This is a genomic window from Bifidobacterium tibiigranuli (genome assembly GCF_009371885.1).
GTDB classification, from domain to species: Bacteria; Actinomycetota; Actinomycetes; order Actinomycetales; family Bifidobacteriaceae; genus Bifidobacterium; species Bifidobacterium tibiigranuli.
Window position 1 is genome coordinate 97,160 of record NZ_QLZA01000010.1, and the last position, 21,454, is coordinate 118,613.

16 protein-coding genes are annotated in these 21,454 nt (G+C 62.3%); 1 reads left to right on the forward strand and 15 read right to left on the reverse strand.

Annotated elements, in window-relative coordinates:
• Positions 1–96 precede the first annotated feature (96 nt).
• The 6 genes from DDF78_RS09510 to DDF78_RS09535 form a co-directional block, all read right to left on the reverse strand.
• The gene (locus DDF78_RS09510; RefSeq protein WP_152581094.1) at positions 97–1,611 is read right to left on the reverse strand and encodes a hydroxymethylglutaryl-coenzyme A reductase family protein; all 1,515 of its coding nucleotides are present in this window, start codon (positions 1,609–1,611) and stop codon (positions 97–99) included.
• Complete coding sequence (locus DDF78_RS09515) at positions 1,608–2,831, reverse strand: thiolase family protein (protein ID WP_152581093.1); 1,224 nt, start codon at positions 2,829–2,831, stop codon at positions 1,608–1,610. The genes DDF78_RS09510 and DDF78_RS09515 overlap by 4 nt, the downstream gene beginning before the upstream one ends.
• Positions 2,832–3,058: 227 nt before the next feature.
• On the reverse strand, positions 3,059–4,309 hold the full coding sequence (gene galK, locus DDF78_RS09520) for a galactokinase (protein ID WP_152581092.1): 1,251 nt from the start codon (positions 4,307–4,309) through the stop codon (positions 3,059–3,061).
• Between the two features lie 70 nt (positions 4,310–4,379).
• Positions 4,380–5,654: a galactose-1-phosphate uridylyltransferase gene (galT, locus tag DDF78_RS09525; RefSeq protein ID WP_152581091.1), complete on the reverse strand. Its 1,275-nt coding sequence runs from the start codon at positions 5,652–5,654 to the stop codon at positions 4,380–4,382.
• Complete coding sequence (locus tag DDF78_RS09530) at positions 5,651–6,460, reverse strand: DeoR/GlpR family DNA-binding transcription regulator (RefSeq protein ID WP_152581090.1); 810 nt, start codon at positions 6,458–6,460, stop codon at positions 5,651–5,653. Before DDF78_RS09530 ends, galT begins: the two co-directional genes overlap by 4 nt.
• 102 nt (positions 6,461–6,562) lie before the next feature.
• The gene (locus tag DDF78_RS09535) at positions 6,563–7,267 is read right to left on the reverse strand and encodes a polyprenol monophosphomannose synthase (protein ID WP_152581159.1); all 705 of its coding nucleotides are present in this window, start codon (positions 7,265–7,267) and stop codon (positions 6,563–6,565) included.
• A 443-nt stretch (positions 7,268–7,710) separates the two neighbouring features.
• On the opposite strand from DDF78_RS09535, the gene DDF78_RS09540 reads away from it, so the two are divergent.
• Positions 7,711–8,859 carry a quinone-dependent dihydroorotate dehydrogenase gene (locus tag DDF78_RS09540; RefSeq protein WP_152581089.1) on the forward strand — a complete coding sequence of 383 codons (1,149 nt, stop codon included), beginning with the start codon at positions 7,711–7,713 and terminating at the stop codon, positions 8,857–8,859.
• A gap of 24 nt (positions 8,860–8,883) precedes the next feature.
• On the opposite strand, the gene DDF78_RS09545 is transcribed toward DDF78_RS09540, so the two are convergent.
• From DDF78_RS09545 to DDF78_RS09585, 9 genes are all read right to left on the reverse strand, one after another.
• Positions 8,884–9,996 carry an NADH:flavin oxidoreductase/NADH oxidase gene (locus DDF78_RS09545; RefSeq protein WP_162000751.1) on the reverse strand — a complete coding sequence of 371 codons (1,113 nt, stop codon included), beginning with the start codon at positions 9,994–9,996 and terminating at the stop codon, positions 8,884–8,886.
• A gap of 137 nt (positions 9,997–10,133) precedes the next feature.
• Positions 10,134–12,320 carry a transglycosylase domain-containing protein gene (locus DDF78_RS09550; RefSeq protein WP_152581087.1) on the reverse strand — a complete coding sequence of 729 codons (2,187 nt, stop codon included), beginning with the start codon at positions 12,318–12,320 and terminating at the stop codon, positions 10,134–10,136.
• 188 nt (positions 12,321–12,508) lie between these two features.
• Positions 12,509–13,204 carry a Crp/Fnr family transcriptional regulator gene (locus tag DDF78_RS09555; RefSeq protein ID WP_415481725.1) on the reverse strand — a complete coding sequence of 232 codons (696 nt, stop codon included), beginning with the start codon at positions 13,202–13,204 and terminating at the stop codon, positions 12,509–12,511.
• Between the two features lie 56 nt (positions 13,205–13,260).
• Positions 13,261–14,454 (reverse strand): lipoate--protein ligase family protein, encoded by a 1,194-nt coding sequence (locus DDF78_RS09560; RefSeq protein ID WP_237564632.1) that lies wholly within the window; start codon positions 14,452–14,454, stop codon positions 13,261–13,263.
• Between the two features lie 75 nt (positions 14,455–14,529).
• On the reverse strand, positions 14,530–15,210 hold the full coding sequence (locus tag DDF78_RS09565) for a TM2 domain-containing protein (RefSeq protein WP_237564633.1): 681 nt from the start codon (positions 15,208–15,210) through the stop codon (positions 14,530–14,532).
• A gap of 187 nt (positions 15,211–15,397) precedes the next feature.
• Positions 15,398–16,435, reverse strand: coding sequence for a 3-isopropylmalate dehydrogenase (locus tag DDF78_RS09570; protein ID WP_152581085.1), 1,038 nt, complete (start codon positions 16,433–16,435; stop codon positions 15,398–15,400).
• Positions 16,436–16,800: 365 nt separating this feature from the next.
• Positions 16,801–19,269, reverse strand: a complete 2,469-nt coding sequence (locus DDF78_RS09575; protein WP_237564639.1) for a S9 family peptidase — start codon at positions 19,267–19,269, stop codon at positions 16,801–16,803.
• 416 nt (positions 19,270–19,685) lie between these two features.
• Entirely contained in the window at positions 19,686–20,888 is a 1,203-nt protein-coding gene (locus DDF78_RS09580) for an App1 family protein phosphatidate phosphatase (RefSeq protein ID WP_237564634.1), read from the reverse strand.
• Positions 20,889–20,964: 76 nt separating this feature from the next.
• Complete coding sequence (locus tag DDF78_RS09585) at positions 20,965–21,369, reverse strand: glycine cleavage system protein H (protein ID WP_152581083.1); 405 nt, start codon at positions 21,367–21,369, stop codon at positions 20,965–20,967.
• Between the last annotated feature and the right edge of the window lie 85 nt (positions 21,370–21,454).

Consider the following 21,454-nt stretch of genomic DNA (forward strand, 5'->3'; position numbering starts at 1 on the left):
TATATATGCTCTCGTTTTACGTTGCAGGCTCAGTAGCATGCGCACACATGCATTATCATCACGTCCGCGCATTTCCGTCTTTCGATTGCCACGCTGTTACTCTTCGCGCAGCCGTCGCAATTGTTCCTGCGCGACGGCGAGGCTCGCCTGACGCGGGTTCGCACGGAGCCAGCGAATCAGTTCTTCTGCCTCGGCACCTTGCGCGCCAGCCATCATAGCCAGGCTCTGCAATTGCAGATTCATATGCCCCGCTTGAATGCCCCGCGTCACCAGCGCGCGCATCGCTGAGAGGTTCGAGGCGAGACCGACGCTGGCGATGATGCCCATCAGGGACTCAGCGGATGGCTGGCGCAATAGCCGCATGGCAAGCTTCGCTGTCGGCAGCGTGGAAATCGCGCCGCCTACCGAGCCTATAGGCATCGGCATATCGATTTCGCCAATGAGCTGCTCGCCGTCGAAGCGCCAATCCGTCCATGTGCGATGGCGCTCGCTCAAGTCGGCATATGCGGCAGCGTTCACATTGCGCGTGTCGTTGCCGCTCGCCAGCACGACCGCGTTGATGCCATTCATGATGCCCTTGTTATGCGTGGCAGCCCTCAGCTCCGAAACTTGCGCGAACCGCGATGCAGCCGCAATCCGCTCTGCCACTTGGGCTCCGGGCATATCCTTGGTCGCCAGCAGCTCAGCGTCGATACATGCGCAGGCCTTTGCCCGCTGCTGCGGCGCGCAATTGGACAGGATAGCCATCAGCAGCTCGTACTGCGGCAGCTGATCTGCCAGATAGCGCGACACCGCCTCCGCAATCGTGTTAACGGTGTTCGCGCCCATCGCCGCGCCCGGATCGATAAGCAGGTCGAATTCGATGAACTCGCCTGCATACATCTTTGCGCATGTTCCTGTGCTGTTCGTCGCAACGCTCTTCGCATTATTTCCTGCACAGTTTCCTGTGTGATTCAGCGTGTCACCATGCATTGCGCCGTGCTCAACAGCGCCGATATCACTCGTTCGCCGCACGCTCACCGACCGCAGCCCTCCCCCATGGCTCACCAGCGTCGGGTGGGCCTGCTGCGCAATCTCATTGATTCGCGCGATATGCGCATGCAGGAAATCGAGCCACGGATTCTTCGTCTGTTGTGAATCGACAACGTTTCCAGCCACATTCATCTCGGCAAGGATAGCTAAGGAAGGAATATCGCCATCGGCACCGACATGGGTTGCACCAGCTCCATCAGCATCTTCGTTAACCGCATCAACGCTGTCACCCGATCGACCACCCCGAAACACAATCTGTGCGGTGATGCCGCCACGCACCGAATCTGTGTGGAATCCGCCGCTGCGGGCGATACGCTGCGCCGCGTTGCCCGCGGCTGCGATAACCGACGGCTCCTCAGTAGCCATCGGAATGAGATACTGCTCACCGTCGATGAGGAAATGTTCGGCAAGACCCAGTGGCACCGGAAAATCACCGATATGGTTTTCGACCATTCGCGAAGCAATATCAGCATTCAGCCCGCCATCGTGCAGCAAAACGGCGTCAGATTCACTTAGCAACCCATCGGCAACCAGCCGGTCGAGCCGCTCATCGGTGCTCAGCTCATAGAATTTCGTCATGCCTGACCCTCAAGTTTTTCGCAACTGCCTAGATTCTCGACTTCCATCGCGATGGCCTGCCCACCGCCGATGCACAGCGCTGCGATGCCTATGCGCGCCCCGGTGCGCCGCAGATTGTGAATCAGCGTCGTCAGAATCCGCGTGCCTGACGACCCCAGCGCATGCCCCAACGCCAAAGCACCGCCGGAAATGTTATAGATATCCGGGTCTATGCCGAGTTCCTGCCGCACCACTACGGCTTGGCTGGCGAAGGCCTCATTCACCTCGAACAGATCGATGTCCCCGATGCTTTGCCCACAGCGGTCCAACAGCCGGCGAATAGCCAGAATCGGCGTGTAGCCCATCAGCCCGGGCTGGTAGCCCGCCTCGCAATAGCCGGTGATGCGCACCAGCGGCGTCAGTCCTAGTTCCGCCGCCGTGCGCGCCGTGGTCACGGCCACCATGCTCGCGCCATCGTTCAGCGGCGCCGCATTGCCCGCAGTCACCATGCCGTCCTGCTGGTAGACCGGGGGCAGACCAGACAGTATTTCCAAGGTCGAGCTCGGCCGCAAGGACTCGTCTCGCAGCAGCTCATTGATCGGTAGCACTTCCGCGTCGAACCAGCCGGCCTGCCACGCCTGCGCCGCCTTGCGCTGCGAATCCAGCGCGTATTCGTCAAGCTGAGCACGGCGAAGATGGAACATCTGGTTGAGATTCTCGGCCGTGACTCCCATCGCATAGTCCTCGAAGGCATCGTTGAGCCCATCGTTGAACAGCGTGTCACGCCAGTCGTCAGTATCGAATGTCTTCTTGCCGGTTCTTGGCGCAAAAGCCGGCGCTCCCGACATGCTTTCGACGCCGCCCGCAATCGCCACACGCGCGTCGCCGAGCAGCACGGCCGATTGGGCGAGCCGGACCGCCTTGAGGCCGGAGCCGCAGACCTGATTCACGGTCATCGCCGTGCCGTCGACCGACAGCCCGGCATTGATCTGAACCTGCCGCGCAACATTTTGCCCCAGTCCGGTGGACAGGACATTACCAAAAATCATCTGATCCACGTATTTGGAGACGATATGATCGCGTTCAAGCGCCAAAGACACCAACCGGGACGCCATATCCACGGCGTTGACATCGCTCAGGCTCCCGCGAAACTTGCCGGTCGGCGTGCGGTACGCGGAGGTGATGACGACATCGCTGCCGTCAAGCGCAGCCGCATCCGCCACCGTTTGAGCCTGAGTCATACACCCTCCATAGTCATCCGGACACGCCGTCACCTTCATCAACCCTTAAGCAGACTACCGGCAACAACGTGAACGTCCTATGAAGACAAGCGCTCTGCAACGATTTCTTCACCCTCGGCGCAGCAGTATGCCTCGTCGCCACGCAACTCCCCACAGATAATGCCCCTTTTGTGACGCTAACCCGTGATAAGCGTCACGAAAGGGGCATAGTGCGCAAACCTTCGGTTTCAGCCTTCGCGACGAGCGCTGTCGGCGGCCACGGCAGCGAGTGCGCGGGGCGCATGGAAGCCTCGCACGTCGAATTCGTCGGCGATCTGCTGCGCAATCTCCTGACTGCGGCCCCGATCCACCAGCGCGATGATGGAGCCGCCGAAGCCGCCGCCGGTCATACGCGCACCGTAGGCGCCGCTGTGCCGGGCCACATCCACGGCTACATCCAGCTCGGGCACGGTGACTTCGTAATCGGATGCCAGCGAATCATGCGAAGCGTTGAACAGCCGCCCGGCCGCCACGATATCGTGCTGCGCGAAGGCATGCACGAAGGAGCGCACGCGCTCGATTTCGGTGACGACGTGGCGCACGCGCTTCTTCATCGTCTCGTCCGGCAGCGCGTCCAGCGTTTCCTTGAGCGCCTGGAAGGAGTCGCCCGCTTTCACGATGCCATCGGCGCTGACCCGCAGGCTGGTGACGCCGAGGATGCGCGCGGCCTCTTCGCAGGTGGCACGGCGCTGCGCATACTGCCCGTCGTTGAGCTGGTGCGGCGCCTGGGTATCGACCACGAGCAACTCAAGCCCAAGCGAGTCAAGGTCGAAGGGCTGCTGAGAGACGTTTTCGAGGGGCGTAAGCTCCGGGCGACAGTCAAGCAGCAGGGCGTGCCCGGCAGTGCAGCGCATCGAGGCGTTCTGGTCAAGCCCGCCGGTGGACGCGCCGGCCATGTCGTTCTCGGAGGCCATCGCCGCGTTGATCAGCGTCACACGCTCCGCATCGGACGCGCCGTAGCCCAAGCCGTATACGTCATCCAGAGCCAGCGCAGTGGAGCAGGTCATCGCCGCCGACGAGCTTAGGCCCGAGCCGAGCGGCACGCAGGACGTGAAGGCGGCATCAAAGCCCTGCACCTGCGCGAACCCGGCTTCGCGCAGCGCCCAGGCCACGCCAATCGGGTAGGCGGCCCAGCCGTCTACGCCGCCAGCCCGTAAACCGTCAAGATCGGCTTGTGCGACTTTGTCCGGCGAAATGTCCGAAACGACCCGCGCCGTCGTGTCGTTTCGAGCTTTGAGCGCGATGAAGGTGCGGTGCGGCAGGGCGATGGGCAGGCACAGACCGGCGTTGTAATCGGTGTGCTCGCCGATCAGATTGACCCGCCCCGGAGCGGACCATACGCCATCAGGCTGCTCGCCATAAGCCTGGGCAAACAATCGGGTGGCTCGCTCAACGCCCTCGTCATGCGTCAGTGCGTCAATGAACTGAACGGTTTTCATAGGTACTCCTTTGTATATATGCATATATTGTCTGATGTTGCAGCCGCTGTTTGCGCAGCTGTAACAGCAGCTAGTCATCGATGTCAATGCCGCCGATCTCATGGAAGCGCTGCGAGATCAGCTCCGGCGTGGTGTCGGAAACCCAGGCAGCCATGCCCGATTCCGACCCGGCCAGGTACTTGATCTTGTTCGTCGCACGCCGGAAGGAGAAGAACTGCAAGTTCAACCGGTAGTGCGCCCGACGCTCGTCGTGAATCGGGGCCTGATGCCAGGCGGCGATGTACAGCAGGTCCATGCCTTTGCCGTCGCCCGTATCAAAGAAAGCGTTTCCGCGCTTGAGCAGCGTGGAATACATCTGAGCCAAGTCCCATCGCTCCTGATCGCTCAGCTCATCCAAGGTCAGCACGTCGCGCAGCGGGGCGACATGCACTTCGAGCGGCCAGCGTGCAGCGGCCGGCACGTAGGCCACCCAGCTGTGGTTGCGCATCACGATGCGCTCCCCCGCCTCGATCTCGCTGCGCATGATGTCGTGCAGCAGATTGCCGCCGGTGCGCTCATAATAGGCCTGCGTTTGCACCAGTTCCTTTTCCAGCTTCGGCGCGATGAAGGGGTAGCAGTACACCTGCCCGTGCGGGTGCGCGAGCGAAACGCCAATCTCCTGACCGTGATTCTCGAAGGGGAATATCTGCTCGATGCCCTCCATATGCGATATCTCGGCGGTTCGAAACGCCCACGCCTCGACCACAGTACGCAGCCGAGATACCGGCAGATCGGCTGGCAGTCCGTTTTCGTTGGGGTCGAAGCAGATGACTTCGCAGCGCCCCGCGGCAAGCTCCTGCTCCCACAGCGGGTTGTTGTTGACGTAGCCGACTTCAGTGGAAGCCCCAGGCACGCGCACCATCGAGGGGAAACGGTTCTCGAAGATCACGACGTTGTAATCGCTGTCCGGCACTTCGCCATCCTGGTAGGGGTCGCCGGGTTTGCGCGCGGCGAGCGGATTGCCCTTCGCCGTGGCCCCCGGACCGGTGTTGATCGGGCGGTTCATGCGTGCGGTCGCCATGGGAATCCAGTCGCCGGTAAGCGGGTCGCGGCGCATCTGCGGGGCGGCGTACGGCACTTCATTGCCATCGGCGTCGAGGTGCGGCGCGAAACGGTACGCCAGCGGGCGCGGGTCGTGCAGCTCTCGCGTCTTGCGCCCGGAGACATACTCCGGGTCATCATCCATATAGAAGAACTCGCGCCCGTCCGCAAGCGTCGTGGGCGTGATGCGAATATGCTGCGCCGCATATGTTCCCGGCGCGTAGTGGTCGAATTGGGCCGTTGTTGCCGCTGCCTGTGCAGTCATTGCCGCTCGCCTTCCTGCGCGTTCTCGTTCTGATGAACCAGCACCAGCTCCTTGACCAGCTCCTTGGTCCTAGCCGTCGAATCAGGGTCGAGCCCGTCATCGGCGATGACCGTGTCCACCTGGTCGAAACGCGCGAACAGCGAAAGCGACGTGGAGCTCCATTTGGTGTGATCGGTCAGGATAATCGTGCGGTCGGCAATGTCCATCATCGCCATATCCGTGGCGGCCTCAAGCGAGTTCGGCATGAGGAAGCCGCGCGGAATCGACACGGAATGCGAACCGAGGAACACCGTGTTGACGCGCAGCGATTCGATGACCTTGTCCGCGATCGGCCCGACCAGCGAATTCGACCGGGTGATGACGCCGCCGGTGACGATGACCTCAATGTCCTTGGATTCCAAGGCCTGCACCAGTTCGGCGACCGGAATCGAATTGGTCAGAATCGTGATGCCCGACGACTGCTGCGATTCGAGCAGGTGCTGCGCGAAGACGTAGGCCGTAGTGCCGCCACCGATGGCGATCACATCCCCGGGCGCCACGTATTTGACCGCCTCCTGCGCGATGGCGTCCTTGAGGCCGATGTCCAGCTGCGATTTGACGGAGAACAGCGGCTCGCTCAGCAGCGTGCTGGTGGTCACCGCCCCGCCATGAACGCGCTTGAGCAATCCTTTATCGGCGAGATCAGCGATATCGCGCCGAATGGTCATCGCGGACACGCCGAGTTCCTTGGACAGCGCAGTGATGCGCACGGCTCCACGGGTGCGCAACCGGCTCAGTATGAGATGCTGACGTTGTGACGAAATCATATGAACATTATCGCACATATTTTCCAGAAAGTCAAACAAAACATACTTTTAACCGAACACGACTTCACATCGCTGAGCCTTGTCAGCTCCGGTCAGCTCCGGTCAACTCCGGCCGAACAGCCGCCGTAATCCCCATCCAGTCACGCGCCGCATTGCCTCGACCACGATGCCAATGCCCATCTTCGAGCGCCCACGCACCCGCTCCGGAAAGACGATCGGCACTTCGACGATGCTTCCGCCTGCCGCCGCCACACGCCGAGTCATATCGATCTGGAAGACGTAGCCGTTCGCCTCGACCGAGCGCAGGTCCGACGCGCGTAGAATCCGGGCGCGGTAGGCGCGCATGCCTGACGTCATATCGCGCACGCCAAGGCCGAGCATCGTACGCGCATACCACGAGCCAGCGCTCGAAATCCAGTTGCGATGCCGCGACCAGCCTTCAGTACGCCCGCCCGGCACACGGCGCGAGCCGATTACCAAGGCGACATGCGGATTATCGGCCATGACCCGCAGCATCGCATGCAGATCCTGCGCGCGATGCGAGCCGTCCATATCCATCGAGCACAGCGTGGCATAGCCGCGTTTCAGCGCCCAATTGAAACCCGCCAGATATGCCGGCCCCAGCCCGTTCTTGCCCTCCCGGTGCAGCACATGCAGGCGCGGCTCGCCGGCCGCTATGGCTTCGGCTGCTTCGCCGGTCCCATCCGGCGAAGCGTCGTCGACGACCAGCACGTGCACCTGCGGATTCCACTCGAACAGCGCAGCCAGCGTAGGCCCGATATTCTCACGCTCGTTATACGTCGGCATGATGACGCATATCTCGCCGCCGCCTGCGGTGTTGTCATCCACGGCATCATCACCCAATGCGTCACTATGCACCGCGTCATTATCCGCAGCGTCATTGCCCAACGCTTCAGCGTCTACAGCACTATTATTCACATCTTCATCATGTACAGCGCCATCATGCGCCAAGCCGCCAGCCACCTCAGCAGCGGCATCGTTCGCCGCGCTCCCGCTGCTCGTTCGCTCGCCGCGTGGCTGCGCAGCCGTCGTGTCCGCGTCCTGTCTGATTCTCACGGCTTCACTGTACAAGCGTCGCCGCCTCATTGTCCACAGCCGCGTCGCCTCGCAATGCCGCCAGCATCACAAGCCATGTGGCCTCGCGCCTCCTTGCCGCAGCGCAGAACGCGCAGAAGGTACACAGCATCCGCCTGAGTGTCGTTCTCTCGCACCAGTGGCACAATGTGGTCATGGGTTATGTTTCGACGAATTACTGGCACGATGCACTGAACAAGGCTGCGACCGACATGGTCACCTTCGGGTACAAGCATGTCGTCAAGCCGCATTTCGTGTTCAACCACGCCCCGGACGAGGCGCATGAGAACATGGTTGATTTCTGCCGCCTGACCAAAGGCATCACGCCGCTCATGTGGCTGCTGCGCGAGACGATCGACTATACCGATCCGATTCTGGAAACCGAAGCCCTTGGCCTCGATTTCGCCAATCCCTTCGGCTTGTCAGCCGGGCTCGACAAGAACTGCGATATGCCCGTGCTTATGGACAATGCCGGCTTCGGCTTCGAAACGGTCGGCTCCATCACTTCCCGCCCCTGCCTGGGCAATGCGAAGCCCTGGTTCCACCGGCTGCCTGAGTACGATTCGATGATCGTGCATGTCGGCTTGGCCAATGAGGGCAGCGCGAAGATCATCGGGCGCGTCGAGCAGGCCGAACGCGCGGCGAAGACGATGCGCATGTCCATCTCAATCGCCCGCACCAACGATGATCTTGTCGGCGAAATCGACGAAGGCATCGAAGACTACCGACTCTCGCTCGAGCAGGCCTCGGGCCGCAGCTCGATGGTGGAAATCAACATCTCCTGCCCCAACACCCATGTGGGCGAGCCCTTTGTCGAAGAGCCGGATAGCCTCGACAGGCTGTTCACCGTCTTGGACAATGTCTCGCATCCGCAACCGCTGCTGGTCAAGATGCCGCAGGACACCGGCTGGCCGCATTTCCGCGAGCTGCTGGAAGTGCTCGCCGAGCATGACGTGCAGGGTGTCACCATCGCCAATCTGCGCAAGGACCGCACGGGCTTGAGCATTCCGCGCGACTGGGTGGGCGGCCTGTCGGGCGGCCCGGCATACCAGTCCAGCAATGAGCTGATCCGCAACACCTATCGCGAGTTCGGCGGCCGCTTCACCATCGCCGGCGTCGGCGGCGTGTTCACTCCGAAGCAGGCCTATGCCAAGATTCGCTCCGGTTCAAGCCTGGTCATGTTCATCACTTCGCTGATGTACCGCGGCCCCCAGCAGATTACCGTGCTCAAGCGCGGCCTGGCCGAGCTGCTGCGCGCCGACGGCTTCGAGCATGTATCGGACGCGGTCGGCATCGACGCCTGAGGCAGCTCAGTCGCCTGAACTAACTCAATCGCCAAACGCCCCGCGCACATACTGCTGCGGGTAGGGAATCTGATCGGCGCTCAGGCCCAGCTTATCGGCAGCTCGCAGCGGCCAGTACGGGTCGCGCAGCGAAGCCCGGCCGATTTCGATGGCGTCGGCCTTGCCGGAGCGCAATATCTTCTCCGCCTGCTTCGGCTTGGTGATAAGCCCTACGGCCGTCACCGGCACATCGGCATCGCGGCGAATCGCATCGGCGAAAGGCACCTGATAGTTCAGCTTGACGGGAATGGAAACGCCGGCGACGATGCCTCCAGTCGATACGTCGACCAGGTCGACGCCATGTTCCTTAAGCACACGGGCGGTTTCGGTCGTCTCCTCAAGATCCCAGCCGTTCGTCGCCCAATCAGTAGCTGAAATGCGAACCGTCAGCGGCATGGTCTCGGGGATGACGCCGCGAATCGCATCGACTATCTCGATGAGGAAGCGCATGCGGTTGACCAGCTCGCCGCCATATTCGTCATGCCGGTTGTTGGACAGCGGATCGAGGAACTGCGAAATCAAATATCCATGCGCCGCATGAATCTGAATCATCTGGAAGCCGGCGGCCACCGCACGGCCAGCAGCATTGCGGAATTCGTCCACGATGCCGTGAATCTCGTCTACGCTCAGTTCGCGAGGCTCGGCATAGTCCCCAAAGGGAATCGGGCTCGGCGCGACGGTCTGCCAGCCGCCCTTATCCTGCGGCACTGAGGCGTTTTCATACCCTAGCCCCACACACCCTGTCGAGGCCTTGCGCCCGGCATGGTTGAGTTGCACGCCGAAGGCCGCGCCCGCAGCCTTGACGCCTTCGACAATCCAGCGCCATGCATCGATCTGGTCATCGTTCCACAGTCCCACATCGCATGGCGAAATGCGCCCGTCCGGACTCACTGCACTCGCCTCGGCGATGATCATGCCGAAGCCGCCCAGTGCACGCGAAACGTAATGCTGATAGTGGAATGGGGTCGGCTTGCCGTCGCGATCAGGCACGGAATACATGCACATCGGCGGCATCCACACGCGGTTGCGCATGGTCAGGCCGCGCAAAGTCAGCGGCTCGAACAGCTTCGGCGTCTCTGGTTTCGTGGCTTTGCCCATAGCAGTCATCCTTTGCTTGATTTCAGTGCGATTCGTCTCCCGCACGGTTCAATGCTCAATTCCCAATTCTCCCACGACTCGTTTTCCGCGTTACCTGGCACCGCAAGCCGAGTCGACGAGCCGGACGAGCATGCCGCCTACCGTCGCTGCGGCGTGCTCTGCTGCGTGCGCGGAGCCGCAGCCGGAGCGGACATGTACTGCGGAGCCGGATTGCCGTAATTATTGTCCGGCGGGATTCCGGCCGAGTTCAGGTAATTGTTCATGAACTCCTTCCAAGCCGGAGTCGCGATGTACATGCCGTACCAGCTGCCCATCGAACGCCCGTTGATCGTCATGCCAGTGAAGCTCTTCGGGACCTCCATATTGCCCACGCTCACGAACGCCGCCACCTGTCCAGGGGTGAACCCGGCAGTGGTCATGTAGGTGTCCTCGTTCGTTCCGGTTTTGGAGAAGGTCTTGCGCCCGTTGTCAAGCTGGGTCGTGGCGGCCTCGCCACCGGGCGTCACCACGCCCTGATTCAGCGCGTAGGCCGTGGTCTGGGCGATTTCAGGGGATATGGCCTGATGGCAGTTGGCTTTGGGGACCGGGACATTCTTGCCCGTCCTGTCAGTGACCTTCTTGATTGCGATAGGTGTGCATTCCACGCCGTTGGCACCAAGAGTCGCGTAGACGTTCGCCATCGTAAGCGGCGAGGCCTGCACCGCGCCGATAGTCATTGGCGGGTTCAGCGAATTGAGGTCGTAGACATCCTCATGCCCAAGCGGCGAATTCTCATAGCCCAGCGTCTTCGCCGCATCCGCTATCGAGCACAGCCCGATCTGCGCCGCCATCGAAGCCTGAGTCGTATTGTGCGAACGGACAAGGCCCTGCAGCGGCGATTCCGGGCTGGTAGTGCCGCCGCCTGAATTCTGCACGGACCATACGCCTATGCCGCCGTAACGGCTGCAGTTGAAAGAGCTGTTGCTGTAGCGCGTCGATGTGGCAAGCGGCGTGTTGATTGATTTGCCGGCAAGCATCCAGGCCACCATGTTGATCGGCTTCCATGTGGATCCGACGCCAGCGCCATATCCACCGCCGTCCTTCTGGTCGACGGCGTAGTTGATGGCGGTGTGCGTCGGATCGCTTTTCGCCGCGTCCGTGGCGTCATAGATGCGGTTGCTGCCGAAAGCGAGCACTTCGCCGGTGCCCGGCTTGATTGCGGCGATGGACACCTCGAAGCCGCTGGGATCGCCCACCGGGATGGTGTCGCGCGCCGCCTGCATGGCTGCCGCGTTGGCGCGCACATCCATCGTCGTGTAGATATCCAGCCCGCCTTCGGTGAGCATCTTCTGCCGATCCGTCTCGGTTTTGCCGAATTCGGGAGAATTGAGTATCTGCTTGGTCACGTAATCGCAGAAGAATCCGGCATCGCCTGCGGCCTGGCAACCCACGTTGGTCACATTGTCCTGAATGTTCAGCGTGTCCTTGAGCGGCGTATTGCGCGCCTTGTCATGCTCTCCCTTGGTGATGTAGCCCTGCTGGTACATCAAATCGAGCACGATGTTGCGCTGGTCCTGCGCCTCGGGCTGGTTCTGCTCAATCGAGGGGTCGAAGGCGGCCGGGTTCTTGGTGATGGCGGCTATGGTCGCGGCCTGCACGATGGTCAGGTCCTTGGCAGAGGTGTTGAAATAGCGCCGCGCCGCGGTCTCGACGCCGTAGAGATTGTCAGTGCCGAACTGCGCGATGTTGAGGTAGCCCTGCAGAATCTCCATCTTGGAGTATTTCTTCTCCATCTGCACAGCGATGAGCATTTCGCGTATCTTGCGCGCGATCGTATCCTCCGAGGCATGGTATTCGCCGATCGGATCGTTGTTCTCGCGAGCCTTGATGAGCAGCACATTCTTCACGTACTGCTGGGTCAGCGACGAGCCGCCCTGGGTGTCGCCCTTCTTAACGAAGGTCTGGATGAAGGCGCGCAGCACGCCCTGCACGTCCACGCCGGAGTGCTCGAAGAAACGGCGGTCCTCGCGGGCGACCACAGCCTGCCGCATCGGTTCGGAGATGTCCTTGATCGGCACGACCGTGCGGTTCTGCGCATAGAACGACGCCAGCACGGTTTTGCCGTCGGAGGCGTACAGCCGCGATTTCTGCGGCAGCGATGTCACATCGAAGTCGATGCCCTCCACCTTGAGCGACGGCACGACGGCTTTGGTGAGTCTGTTCATCCCCAGTACGCCAGGCGCAAGGAATAAGCTCGCCACCACGCCACCGGCGACGCACAGCATCACGTAGGCGAGAATCAGCGCAAGCACGCGCCGGACGATGAGGGGTTTCTTCTTCGGCATGGTGACCATTCTAGGGGGGCGTCTCTACCGCATCGCCGCCGTCGCGAAGTCGTAACGAAGCCCTCACGTTGCGGTGCCGAAGCTGTGCGAACGCCGATAACTCGCTGGATTCGCCAATGAGGACAGCGAAGAATGCACCAGTACGAAACAGTGATGCAGCGCACGATGCGACGCGCCTGAAGGAGATTTCAGCGCCGGGAGCGACGAATGAGCATGCCTGGCTTGTAGATGATGATGGAACGGCCTTCGCGCGCGATCCAGCCGCGATTGGAGAAATCCATAAGCGCCTTGTTCACCGTCTCGCGCGAGGAGCCAACCAGCTGCGCCAGCTCCTCTTGGGTCAGGTCGTGCGGCACCTTGAGACCGGCTTCAACCGGTTCGCCGAAGCGCGAGGCAAGACTCAGCAGGGTTTTGGCCAGGCGCGCCGGAACATCCATGAACACGAGGTCGGAGATGCGCTCGTTGTTGGCGCGCATCCGGTTGGCCAGCACCTGCAGCATGTCCACAGCAACCCGGGGGTATTTGCCGAGCCAGGCGAACAACGCATCATGTTCGAGCCAGGCGACGCGCGTGTTGTTCGTCATCGCGACCGCCGAGGCGGTGCGCGGCCCTCCGTGGGGGTCGAACACGGGTATCTCGCCGAGTACTTCGCCATAGGCATGGATGCTGAGCAGCTGCACGCGATTGTCGCGCGATTCGCGGATGAGCTTGACCCGCCCCTCTTCGAGCAGGAATATGCGCTGGTCCTCGCCGCCCTCGCGGAAGATGAAATGGTTCTTCGCGAATGTGGCCCGCTTCAAATGCGGCAGCAGCTCCTCGGCCTGCCCCGGAGAGACCTGCTTGAACAAGGCGGTACGCAGCAGGATATTATCCGGCTCAGGCATCTCATTCGGCTTTGCCACGCTTGTCATCCTCCATGAACAGGTGAATCCTCATCGACTCAGGCCCATTGTAGACCCGCCCGCGCCGATTCCATAAGCAGCGCGATTACGGACGCCCTGCCCATGCCCGTCTGCGAGCGCAACGGATCGACGCGCTTGGCCGCCGACTGCACGGCCTTGTCACGCAGCTTCTCCTGAGACACCTTGAGCATACGACTCATTTTCGCCGTATCGATGTCGTACGCCATCGTGACGTGGTGTAGCAGCGAGCCCGGGCCCTCGCCCTGCGGCGGGAAGCGGCGTTGAGCGGCTCCGCCGATTTTCCCGTACTGGGAGGCGATGTCGTTGAGCCCCGAGAACCGCACATCCAGGCCGATGCCGCCCAAGGCGTCCACCAGCCACTGATCGCACAGCCGGTAGGACTGCTCAATGCTGACATCGCGCACGAAATCCCTCGGCGCATACAGCGAGTAAGTAATCGTGTTGCCCGGCTCCACGAACATCGCACCGCCTCCGGTGCACCGGCGCACCACGCTCACCTGCTCGCGGCGGCAGGCCGCCAGATCGACCGAATCCTCAAGCGACTGGAAACGGCCGATGATCACCGCGGAATTGGCCCACTCCCAGATGCGCAGCGTCGCCGGTCGCGTTCCTGCGGCCACCTCGCGGGCCCATTGCTCGTCGATATCCATCTGCTCCTGTGGCTGGCGGGCGATGTCGTGGATGACTTGCGGATGCAGGGCCTTCCAGCGCCGCCGCGCCTCGTCGCGCAGTGCATCCTCACGCAGTGCCTCCTCACACAGTGCATCGGCAGTCGGGCCGGCCATTGCCGTGGCGGCATTCGTACCCGCAGCACCCTTGCCAGCCGTATGTTTGACGGAGGCATTGCAGCTGTCGGTGCTGCGCGTGTCGGCACTGTTCATGACAGTGCTGCCCACGGCCCGGGCGAAAGCGGTTTCGATTGCTGCCGCGTCAATCCCGACGATCGACGTGTCTGGATGCCGGGCAAAGGCTTCTTCGACTGGCGTTCCCGCTATGAGCGCGTCTTCGATATCGCGCACCAGCGCCGCGATTTCCCGCTCGTCGGCGCTGTCAAGAAAGAAATCGCCGTCAAGATGGCATTGCGTGACAGCTCCGGTGCCATCACGACGTACATTGACTCCCACAAGCTTGCCGCCAGCGAGCTTGCATTCCCCGCGCGAGAAGCCCTTACGGGCATCTTCACGGATACTCTGCTCGTCACTCATCTGCATGAGCGCGCCCACTCCTTCGCCGTACGAATAGCCGTACCAAGCTTCCGCCTGCTCACCGAGCAGCGTTTACGCCGCTCAGTCCCTAAGCTCGACTCCACGCGCATCGCGGTGCCACGGCGATCCATAGTTGGAGCATAGGATGAGGATGCCTTCGATCAGCCCCCACACCCAAGCCACGAATGGACCAACTACGATAATCCACCCGACCAAGGTCAGCAGCAGCTGCGCGACCGCCTTGCCGGTATTGCCCAGATAGAAGTTATGCACGCCGAAGCTCCCCAGGAAAATGCCCAAGAGCCCGGCCACCAGCTTCTGCCGAGGGATATAGCCGTACGGGAGCTCCGGACCAGCATAGCCCTGCGCCGAGTATGGCTGCGCGCCCCACTGCTGGCCTGGCTGGCCTTGCTGCCCGCCCTGCGCGAAACCGCCCTCGAACCCATCCTGCCCGGGGGCATAGTACGCGCCCTGATATGCATCATACGGCTGCTGAGCGTACTGCGGCTGCCCGGCATTCGGGTTCGTATTCGGACCGGCATTCGCTCCAGCATAGCCGTACGGGTCAGCTGGCCCAGCCGCATACTGCTGCTGGCCCGTCTGGCCGGCCTGACCCTGCTGCATTGGCTGTGCCGGCTGGGCTGGCTGACTTGGCTGCGTCGGTTGCGTCGGTTGCTCGCCGCCGACAGGAGCCTGTGGCGTCTGCGCATAGCTGTCGCTCGGGTATTGCTGCTGGCCGTTATCGGGGTTGAAGTCGCTCATGCCTACAACCTTACTGTATTGCGCTTACTGCTCCATTATGCTTACTGCGTTATGGCGTAGTGTTTGTGACATAGCACTGTGTTGGCTAACGCAGTGTTGTGCGGCACAGCGTTGACCAACACAGCGTTAGCCAACACAGTGTCATACAACACGTTGTCAGCCAACGCAGCGAGCATGCGATTGCGCCTCACAGCCGGGCGAGGATGTCCTGCCCCACCTGCTGGGTGCTGCGCTGCGTGGATCCGAGCTCTTCGATATCGGCCTCGACGGCCCTCTCGATGCGCACGGCGGGCTCCTCGAAGCCGAGATGGCGCAGCAGCATGGCGGTGGATAGAATCGCAGCGGTCGGATTGGCGATGCCCTTGCCGGCGATATCCGGCGCAGAGCCGTGAATCGGCTCGAACATCGAGGGGTATTCATTCGACGCGTTGATGCAGCCCGAGGCCGAATAGCCCACGCCGCCCACGACCGCGCCCGCCTCGTCGGTGAGGATGTCGCCGAAGAGGTTGTCGGTCAGAATCACGTCGAAGCGCGAGGGGTCGGAGACCAGGAAGATCGTCGCCGCGTCGATGTGCTGGTAGTCATGCGACACCTCGGGGTATTCCTCGCCCACACGGTCCACGATGCGCTGCCACATGTCGCCGGCGTTGACGAGCACGTTCTTCTTGTGCACGAGCGTGACATGCTTGCGCCGCTTCATCGCCAGCTCGAAGGCGTAGCGCACGACGCGCTCGACGCCATACGCGGTGTTAAGCGATACCTCGGTGGCGACCTCTGCCGGCGTGTCGCGCCGAATCGCTCCGCCCGCGCCGCAGTACAGCCCTTCTGTGCCCTCGCGCACGACAACGAAGTCGATGTCGCCGGGGTCGGCAAGCGGCGAGGTGACGCCCTTGTAGAGCTTGGAGGGGCGCAGGTTCACATACTGGTCAAGCGCGAACCGCAGCTTGAGCAGCAGCCCGCGTTCCAGGATGCCCGCCTTGATGCGCGGGTCGCCGATGGCACCGAGCAGGATGGCGTCGGTGCGCTTGATGCGCTCAAGGTCCTCGTCCGGCAGAATCGCGCCGTCGCGCAGATAGCGTTCGGCACCGAGGTCGAAGGACTCGTACTCGAAGTGCGCCGCGCCTTCAGCCGCCTTATCGAGGGCCGCCTGCGCGACCGGAATGATTTCCTTGCCGATGCCATCGCCGGGGATGACGGCGATGTGATATGTCTGGGTTGTACTCATAGCCGTGACACTAGTCGCGCCCGCCCGCCGACCCGAGCGCGCGTTCCAAGTATTGGACATGATTATGGAATCAGTTTGCGGAGGCGTTAAGCGCAGAACCCAGTGGGTTCTGCGTAGCCGACGCCGAGGGCCCGCCAAGGGCCCGAGGAAACAACGGAGTTCACCCTTGGACAGTCGTTGAGCCACGAACCGTCACAACCCCCGCACTAACTCGACCCTTGTGCGGGAATCGTGACGTAAAACCGTGGTTATACATCACAACCCCCGCACAAAGGGCGGGATGCTGCGGGATTTGTGACGTTTGGCCGCGCTGAGACATCACAACTCCCGCACTATGTTCAAGATAATGCGGGGGTTGTGACGTTTCAACGCCCAAGCGTCATCAACCGCGTGGCTCCCATCGCGTCAAGGCACCAGGCGTTCTCGTAGGAGACCTCCCGCCACTGCTTGTAGCGCCCGGTGGTGCCGCCATGACCCGCCTCAATCTCGATTTTGGCAATCACATCGACGCCGGCGGATTGCAGCCTGGCAATCCATTTGAGTGGCTCGACGACCAGCACGCGCGTGTCGTTCATCGAGGTGGTCACGAGGATCTTCGGGAAGCGCGCAACCGGATGCTCATCGCTCGGCGCGTTTTCATAGGGCGTGTACGACTTCATGTACTGGTACACCTGCTCGTCGTGCAGCGGGTCGCCCCACTCGTCCCATTCGGTGACGGTCAGCGGCAGCGAAGGGTCGAGTATCGAGGTCAGCGCGTCCACGAAGGGCACATCCGCTTCGATGGCGGCAAAGCGCTCCGGCGCCATATTGGCAACGGCCCCCATGAGCAGGCCGCCCGCTGACCCGCCATTGGCCACTGTCCGCGCCGGATCGACGTACCCGGCCTCCTGCAGTGCGGCGGTCACATCGACGAAATCCTCGAAGGAATGCTTCTTCTCAAGCCGTCGGCCATGCTCATACCAGGCGCGGCCCATTTCGCCGCCGCCACGGATATGCGGCACCGCGTAGAGTACGCCGCGATCAAGCAGGCTGATGCGGCCTGCGGAGAAACCAGGGTCCGAGCTGATCTCGTAGGCCCCATAGCCGGTGACGAACATCGGCATCGAAACGGCAGACCCGGCTGCTCCATGCGCGGCGATGCCGGCGCTGCTTCCTGGCACCGCATCCGGAGCCGGGGCCGAGATATGCCTGGGGCACGCGGCCAGCCGGGGCATCGCCTCGGTGCGCCAGACGAGCGAAACCGGCACATCCTCCCCGTCACGCACCTTCACCCAGACGCGGCGCTCCGAGTAGTTGCGCGCATCAAAGCCGCCAAGCACCTGCGCGCGCTTGAGCAAGACATCCTCGCCGGTGGCGGGGTCCAACTCGTGCAGCTCGGCTGGCCGCGTGTAGCTGCCAAACGAATAGCGCATGCGCGGCGCGTCGTATGACGGATTGCCGCCGGTGCCGAAGGAATACAGCCGCCTCGGCTCTTTGGGCCTCAGTTTCGCGGCTTCACCGGATTCACCAGCTTCACCAGTCGCGCTGGCTTTCTGCGGCTCATTCGCACGCTCATTGCTGCCCTCGCCATCCTGCGATTCATCTTCCTGTGGCTCGATCTCCCGAAAGCGCCACGGCCTACCGGCAAGGAAGTCCTGCGCGGCGTCCTGCTTGGTCATCACGGCCACATGCGGCAGGCTGTTCGCGCGATACGACAGCGACACGAAGTGCCGGTGCAGCGCAATACCTTCGATGCCCAAGCCGCGCACGCCCTGCAGAATCGCCGGATTGCGGGGGTCGTAATACGGCGTGCAGACCGATTTGGTCGACGCCCCGGCCTCAAGCCGTTCGCCCTCCTTGCATCCGTACGGCGAGCCGACCGCGACCACGGTGCCTTCGCCGAGGCGGTATGGCGGCTCATGCGTGCGCATATCGATGACGTCGATCTCAAAATTCGGGTTGCACGCATTGTGGTATACGACAGCGGGCGGTATGTCCTCGCCCTGCTCGCCTGCACCTTCGAAGCATGCAAAGCTCACATCGTACTCCACGTCATCCTGACGCGGAATGAAGACGCGGAACTCCCCCTCGGGCGTTGCCACAGGCAGCATCCACACCTCGCCGCTGGTCTTCGAGCTGGTGGCGATGACGATGTTCCGCTCGTCGAAGCTCAGGCCCACGCCCACCCAGAAACGCTCATCGTCTTCGCGGAACACCTCCACGTCCTCATCGACCGGCGTGCCGACATGATGCCGGCGAATCGCATAGGGCCGCCAAGCGTCGTCAAGCACCGCATAGAACACCCACTGCGCGTCCGGCGTGAAACATGCCCCGCCGATGCCGTGCAGCACCTCCGGCAGCTCGGTGCCGTCGCGCAGATCGCGGATACGAAAGTCGTAGCGCTCGTCGCCGGCGATGTCGACGCCGTAGAGCAGCCAGCGCCCGTCCCGGCTCAAATCAAGACCGCCCAGACGGAAGAAATCATGACCCTGCGCCTCAAGATTCGCGTCGAAGATGATCTCCTCGCCGCGCATCGAGCCGGGTTCGCCCTTCGGATCGACCTGCGGAGGGGTCCAGTCGTCGGGCCCGGCAATCGGGATGCGACATTGCGTGGCATACTGGCGCCCCTCCTGCGTGCGCACGAAGTACCAGAAGCCGTCGATGCGCGTCGGCACGGACATATCCGTCTCCTGCACGCGGGATTTGAGCTCGTCGAACAACGTCGCGCTCAAGCCCTGCAAACCCGCCGTGCGCGACTGGCAGTAGTCGTTCTGCGCGCTGACATAGTCGCGCACTTCGGCGGATTCCTTGTCGCGCATCCACTCGTAGGGGTCGTTGAACACGTCGCCGTGCATCGAGCGGATATGGTTGAGTTTTCTGGCTGCAGGCGGGCGCGTATCAGACGCGCCGGAACGTGAATCCGCCTTCGGATTATGCCGTGCCGTGTCTGTTCCCTCTTCAGCGATGGTGGTGACAATGGTCATGCTGCCCGATTATACGACCCCGAGGTGCGCGCGAATCGACTTATGCGTCCAGCCGACCGCCATGCGCGTGATGTCGCTCACACCGCAGGCAACGCTGCCCCATGCCAACGCTACCTCATGCCAACACCGTGTCCCCAGCGTACGTTTCCTGTCACCTTGCTGAAGGTCATATCGGAAAACGTACGCTGAGCACGTGGCAGCGTACGTTTTCCAATACGGCCACTGCAAGCAATCAGGAAAACGTACGCTGAGGAACCAACCACCTCAAAAAACGCGCTACCGGCGCGCTACTGGAACTTCGCCAGATACGGCAGCATCGTCTTCATGAGGTTCGAGCCGGTCGTGCCGGTGAACACGGGCACGTCGGTGACCGGCACCGGCTGGGTCGTGGTCAGGCCCGCAACCGGCCCCAGCGGTGAGTATTCGCGCGGGCTGAGCTGGCGGATGCCGATGGCGAGCACCCGCCCAGGGTAGCGCCGCGCGATGGTGGCGTATGTGGTCGGGTCCTTCTGTCCGTCGTCACCGATGAGGATGAAGCGCATGTCGGGGAAATCCCCCATGAGCTGCTCGGCGAATTCGAGCTTGTGCTGCACGCCGGAGGGAATGAAGGTCTTGGGGCGCGGGTCAAGGTCGCGCAGCAGCAGCGGCCCCTGCGGGAAGCCCTGATCGGCGATGAAGTTGCGGATGGAGCTTTCGACGTTCCACGGCGAGGTCGACAGGTAGAAGAACGGCGCCTGGGGAAACATATCGGCGATCTTGTTGAACAGCACGCCCATGCCCGGCACCGAGCCGCGCTTTTTCGGATTCAGCAGCAGCAGATTGTAGGCCGCGCGCAGCGGCGACGGCGCCTGCGTCACCATAATCGTGTCGTCGACGTCCGAGATCACGCCGATCGGCGTGCCCGGGGCGATGGTGAACAGCTGCGAGGCGACAGGCTTGCGATGGGCCACCTGATAGGACACGGTGTGGATGCCCGGTTCGAGCCGACGCTCGGCCACCAGATCGAGGTAGCCCGAAACGTCGGAGATGATGGTCTCGCCGCTGCGATCCCTGCCACTGTCGACCCGATCATAGACCTCGGAGCTGCCGATTTGCACGGTGGTGAGCGGCGCTTCGTCGATTGCGATTCTGACGTTCGTGGCTGGCGCGGGGACCATGAGCATCGCCCGCAGACCGCGGACCAGTCTGCCCGGTTCGCTGCGCACCGGCGCGTATACGGTCCGGCAGATCAGTCGCGAGTAGTCGTCAGTGCCGTACCCGACATAGGGCTCGACATTCGGACGCCAGTTAAGGTATTTGCCGATGGCGCTGGACACCCGTATCCACGCGCCGAAGCCGGCGACGATCAGCGAACGCATGGAACGGATGAGCAGCGGCTTGTCCTCGAAGCGCTCATGGCGCGAGGCTGCGTCGAAGGTCGTGACGACCCGCCGCACCGGGATGGGCACGGTGGCCATGTCGTCGGGTTCGAGCTCGTCTTGTGCAGTCATATTCTCTCCATATGCGCGGCCCTAGGGACTGTGGATTCAAGGAGTTGATTCAAGGAGTTGTGAAATTATTCGATCATTATCTGATCATCGCGCCGTATTCGTCGGCACTGAGCAGCTGCGGCTCGTCATCGTCCAAGTCCACTTTCAGGATCCACCCCTCGCCATAGGGATCGTTCGTGATCACGCTGGGATCGTCGGAGGCATCGCGATTCACGTAGCGCACAACCCCCGCCACCGGGCACACCAGCGGTTCGACGGCCTTGGCCGATTCCAGCTCCACGATCTCATCGCCTGCCTCGACGCGCGTGCCGACCTCCGGCAGATCGAGGAACACCAGCTCGCCCATCTGGTTCGCAGCGTACTCGGTCACGCCAATCAACGCGGGGCTCACCGAGTCATCCACCCACACATGCTCGGTGGAATACTGCAGATGATCGGGGACGTCAAGCTTCGCTGGCTTGTCTTCGGTGTTTGCACTCATGGCTCACCAGCCTAGCGTCCCTGCATTACATAACGCTGACACGCCCTGCGTACCTACGTAAAGCTGGCAAGCTCCCGTGCGCATG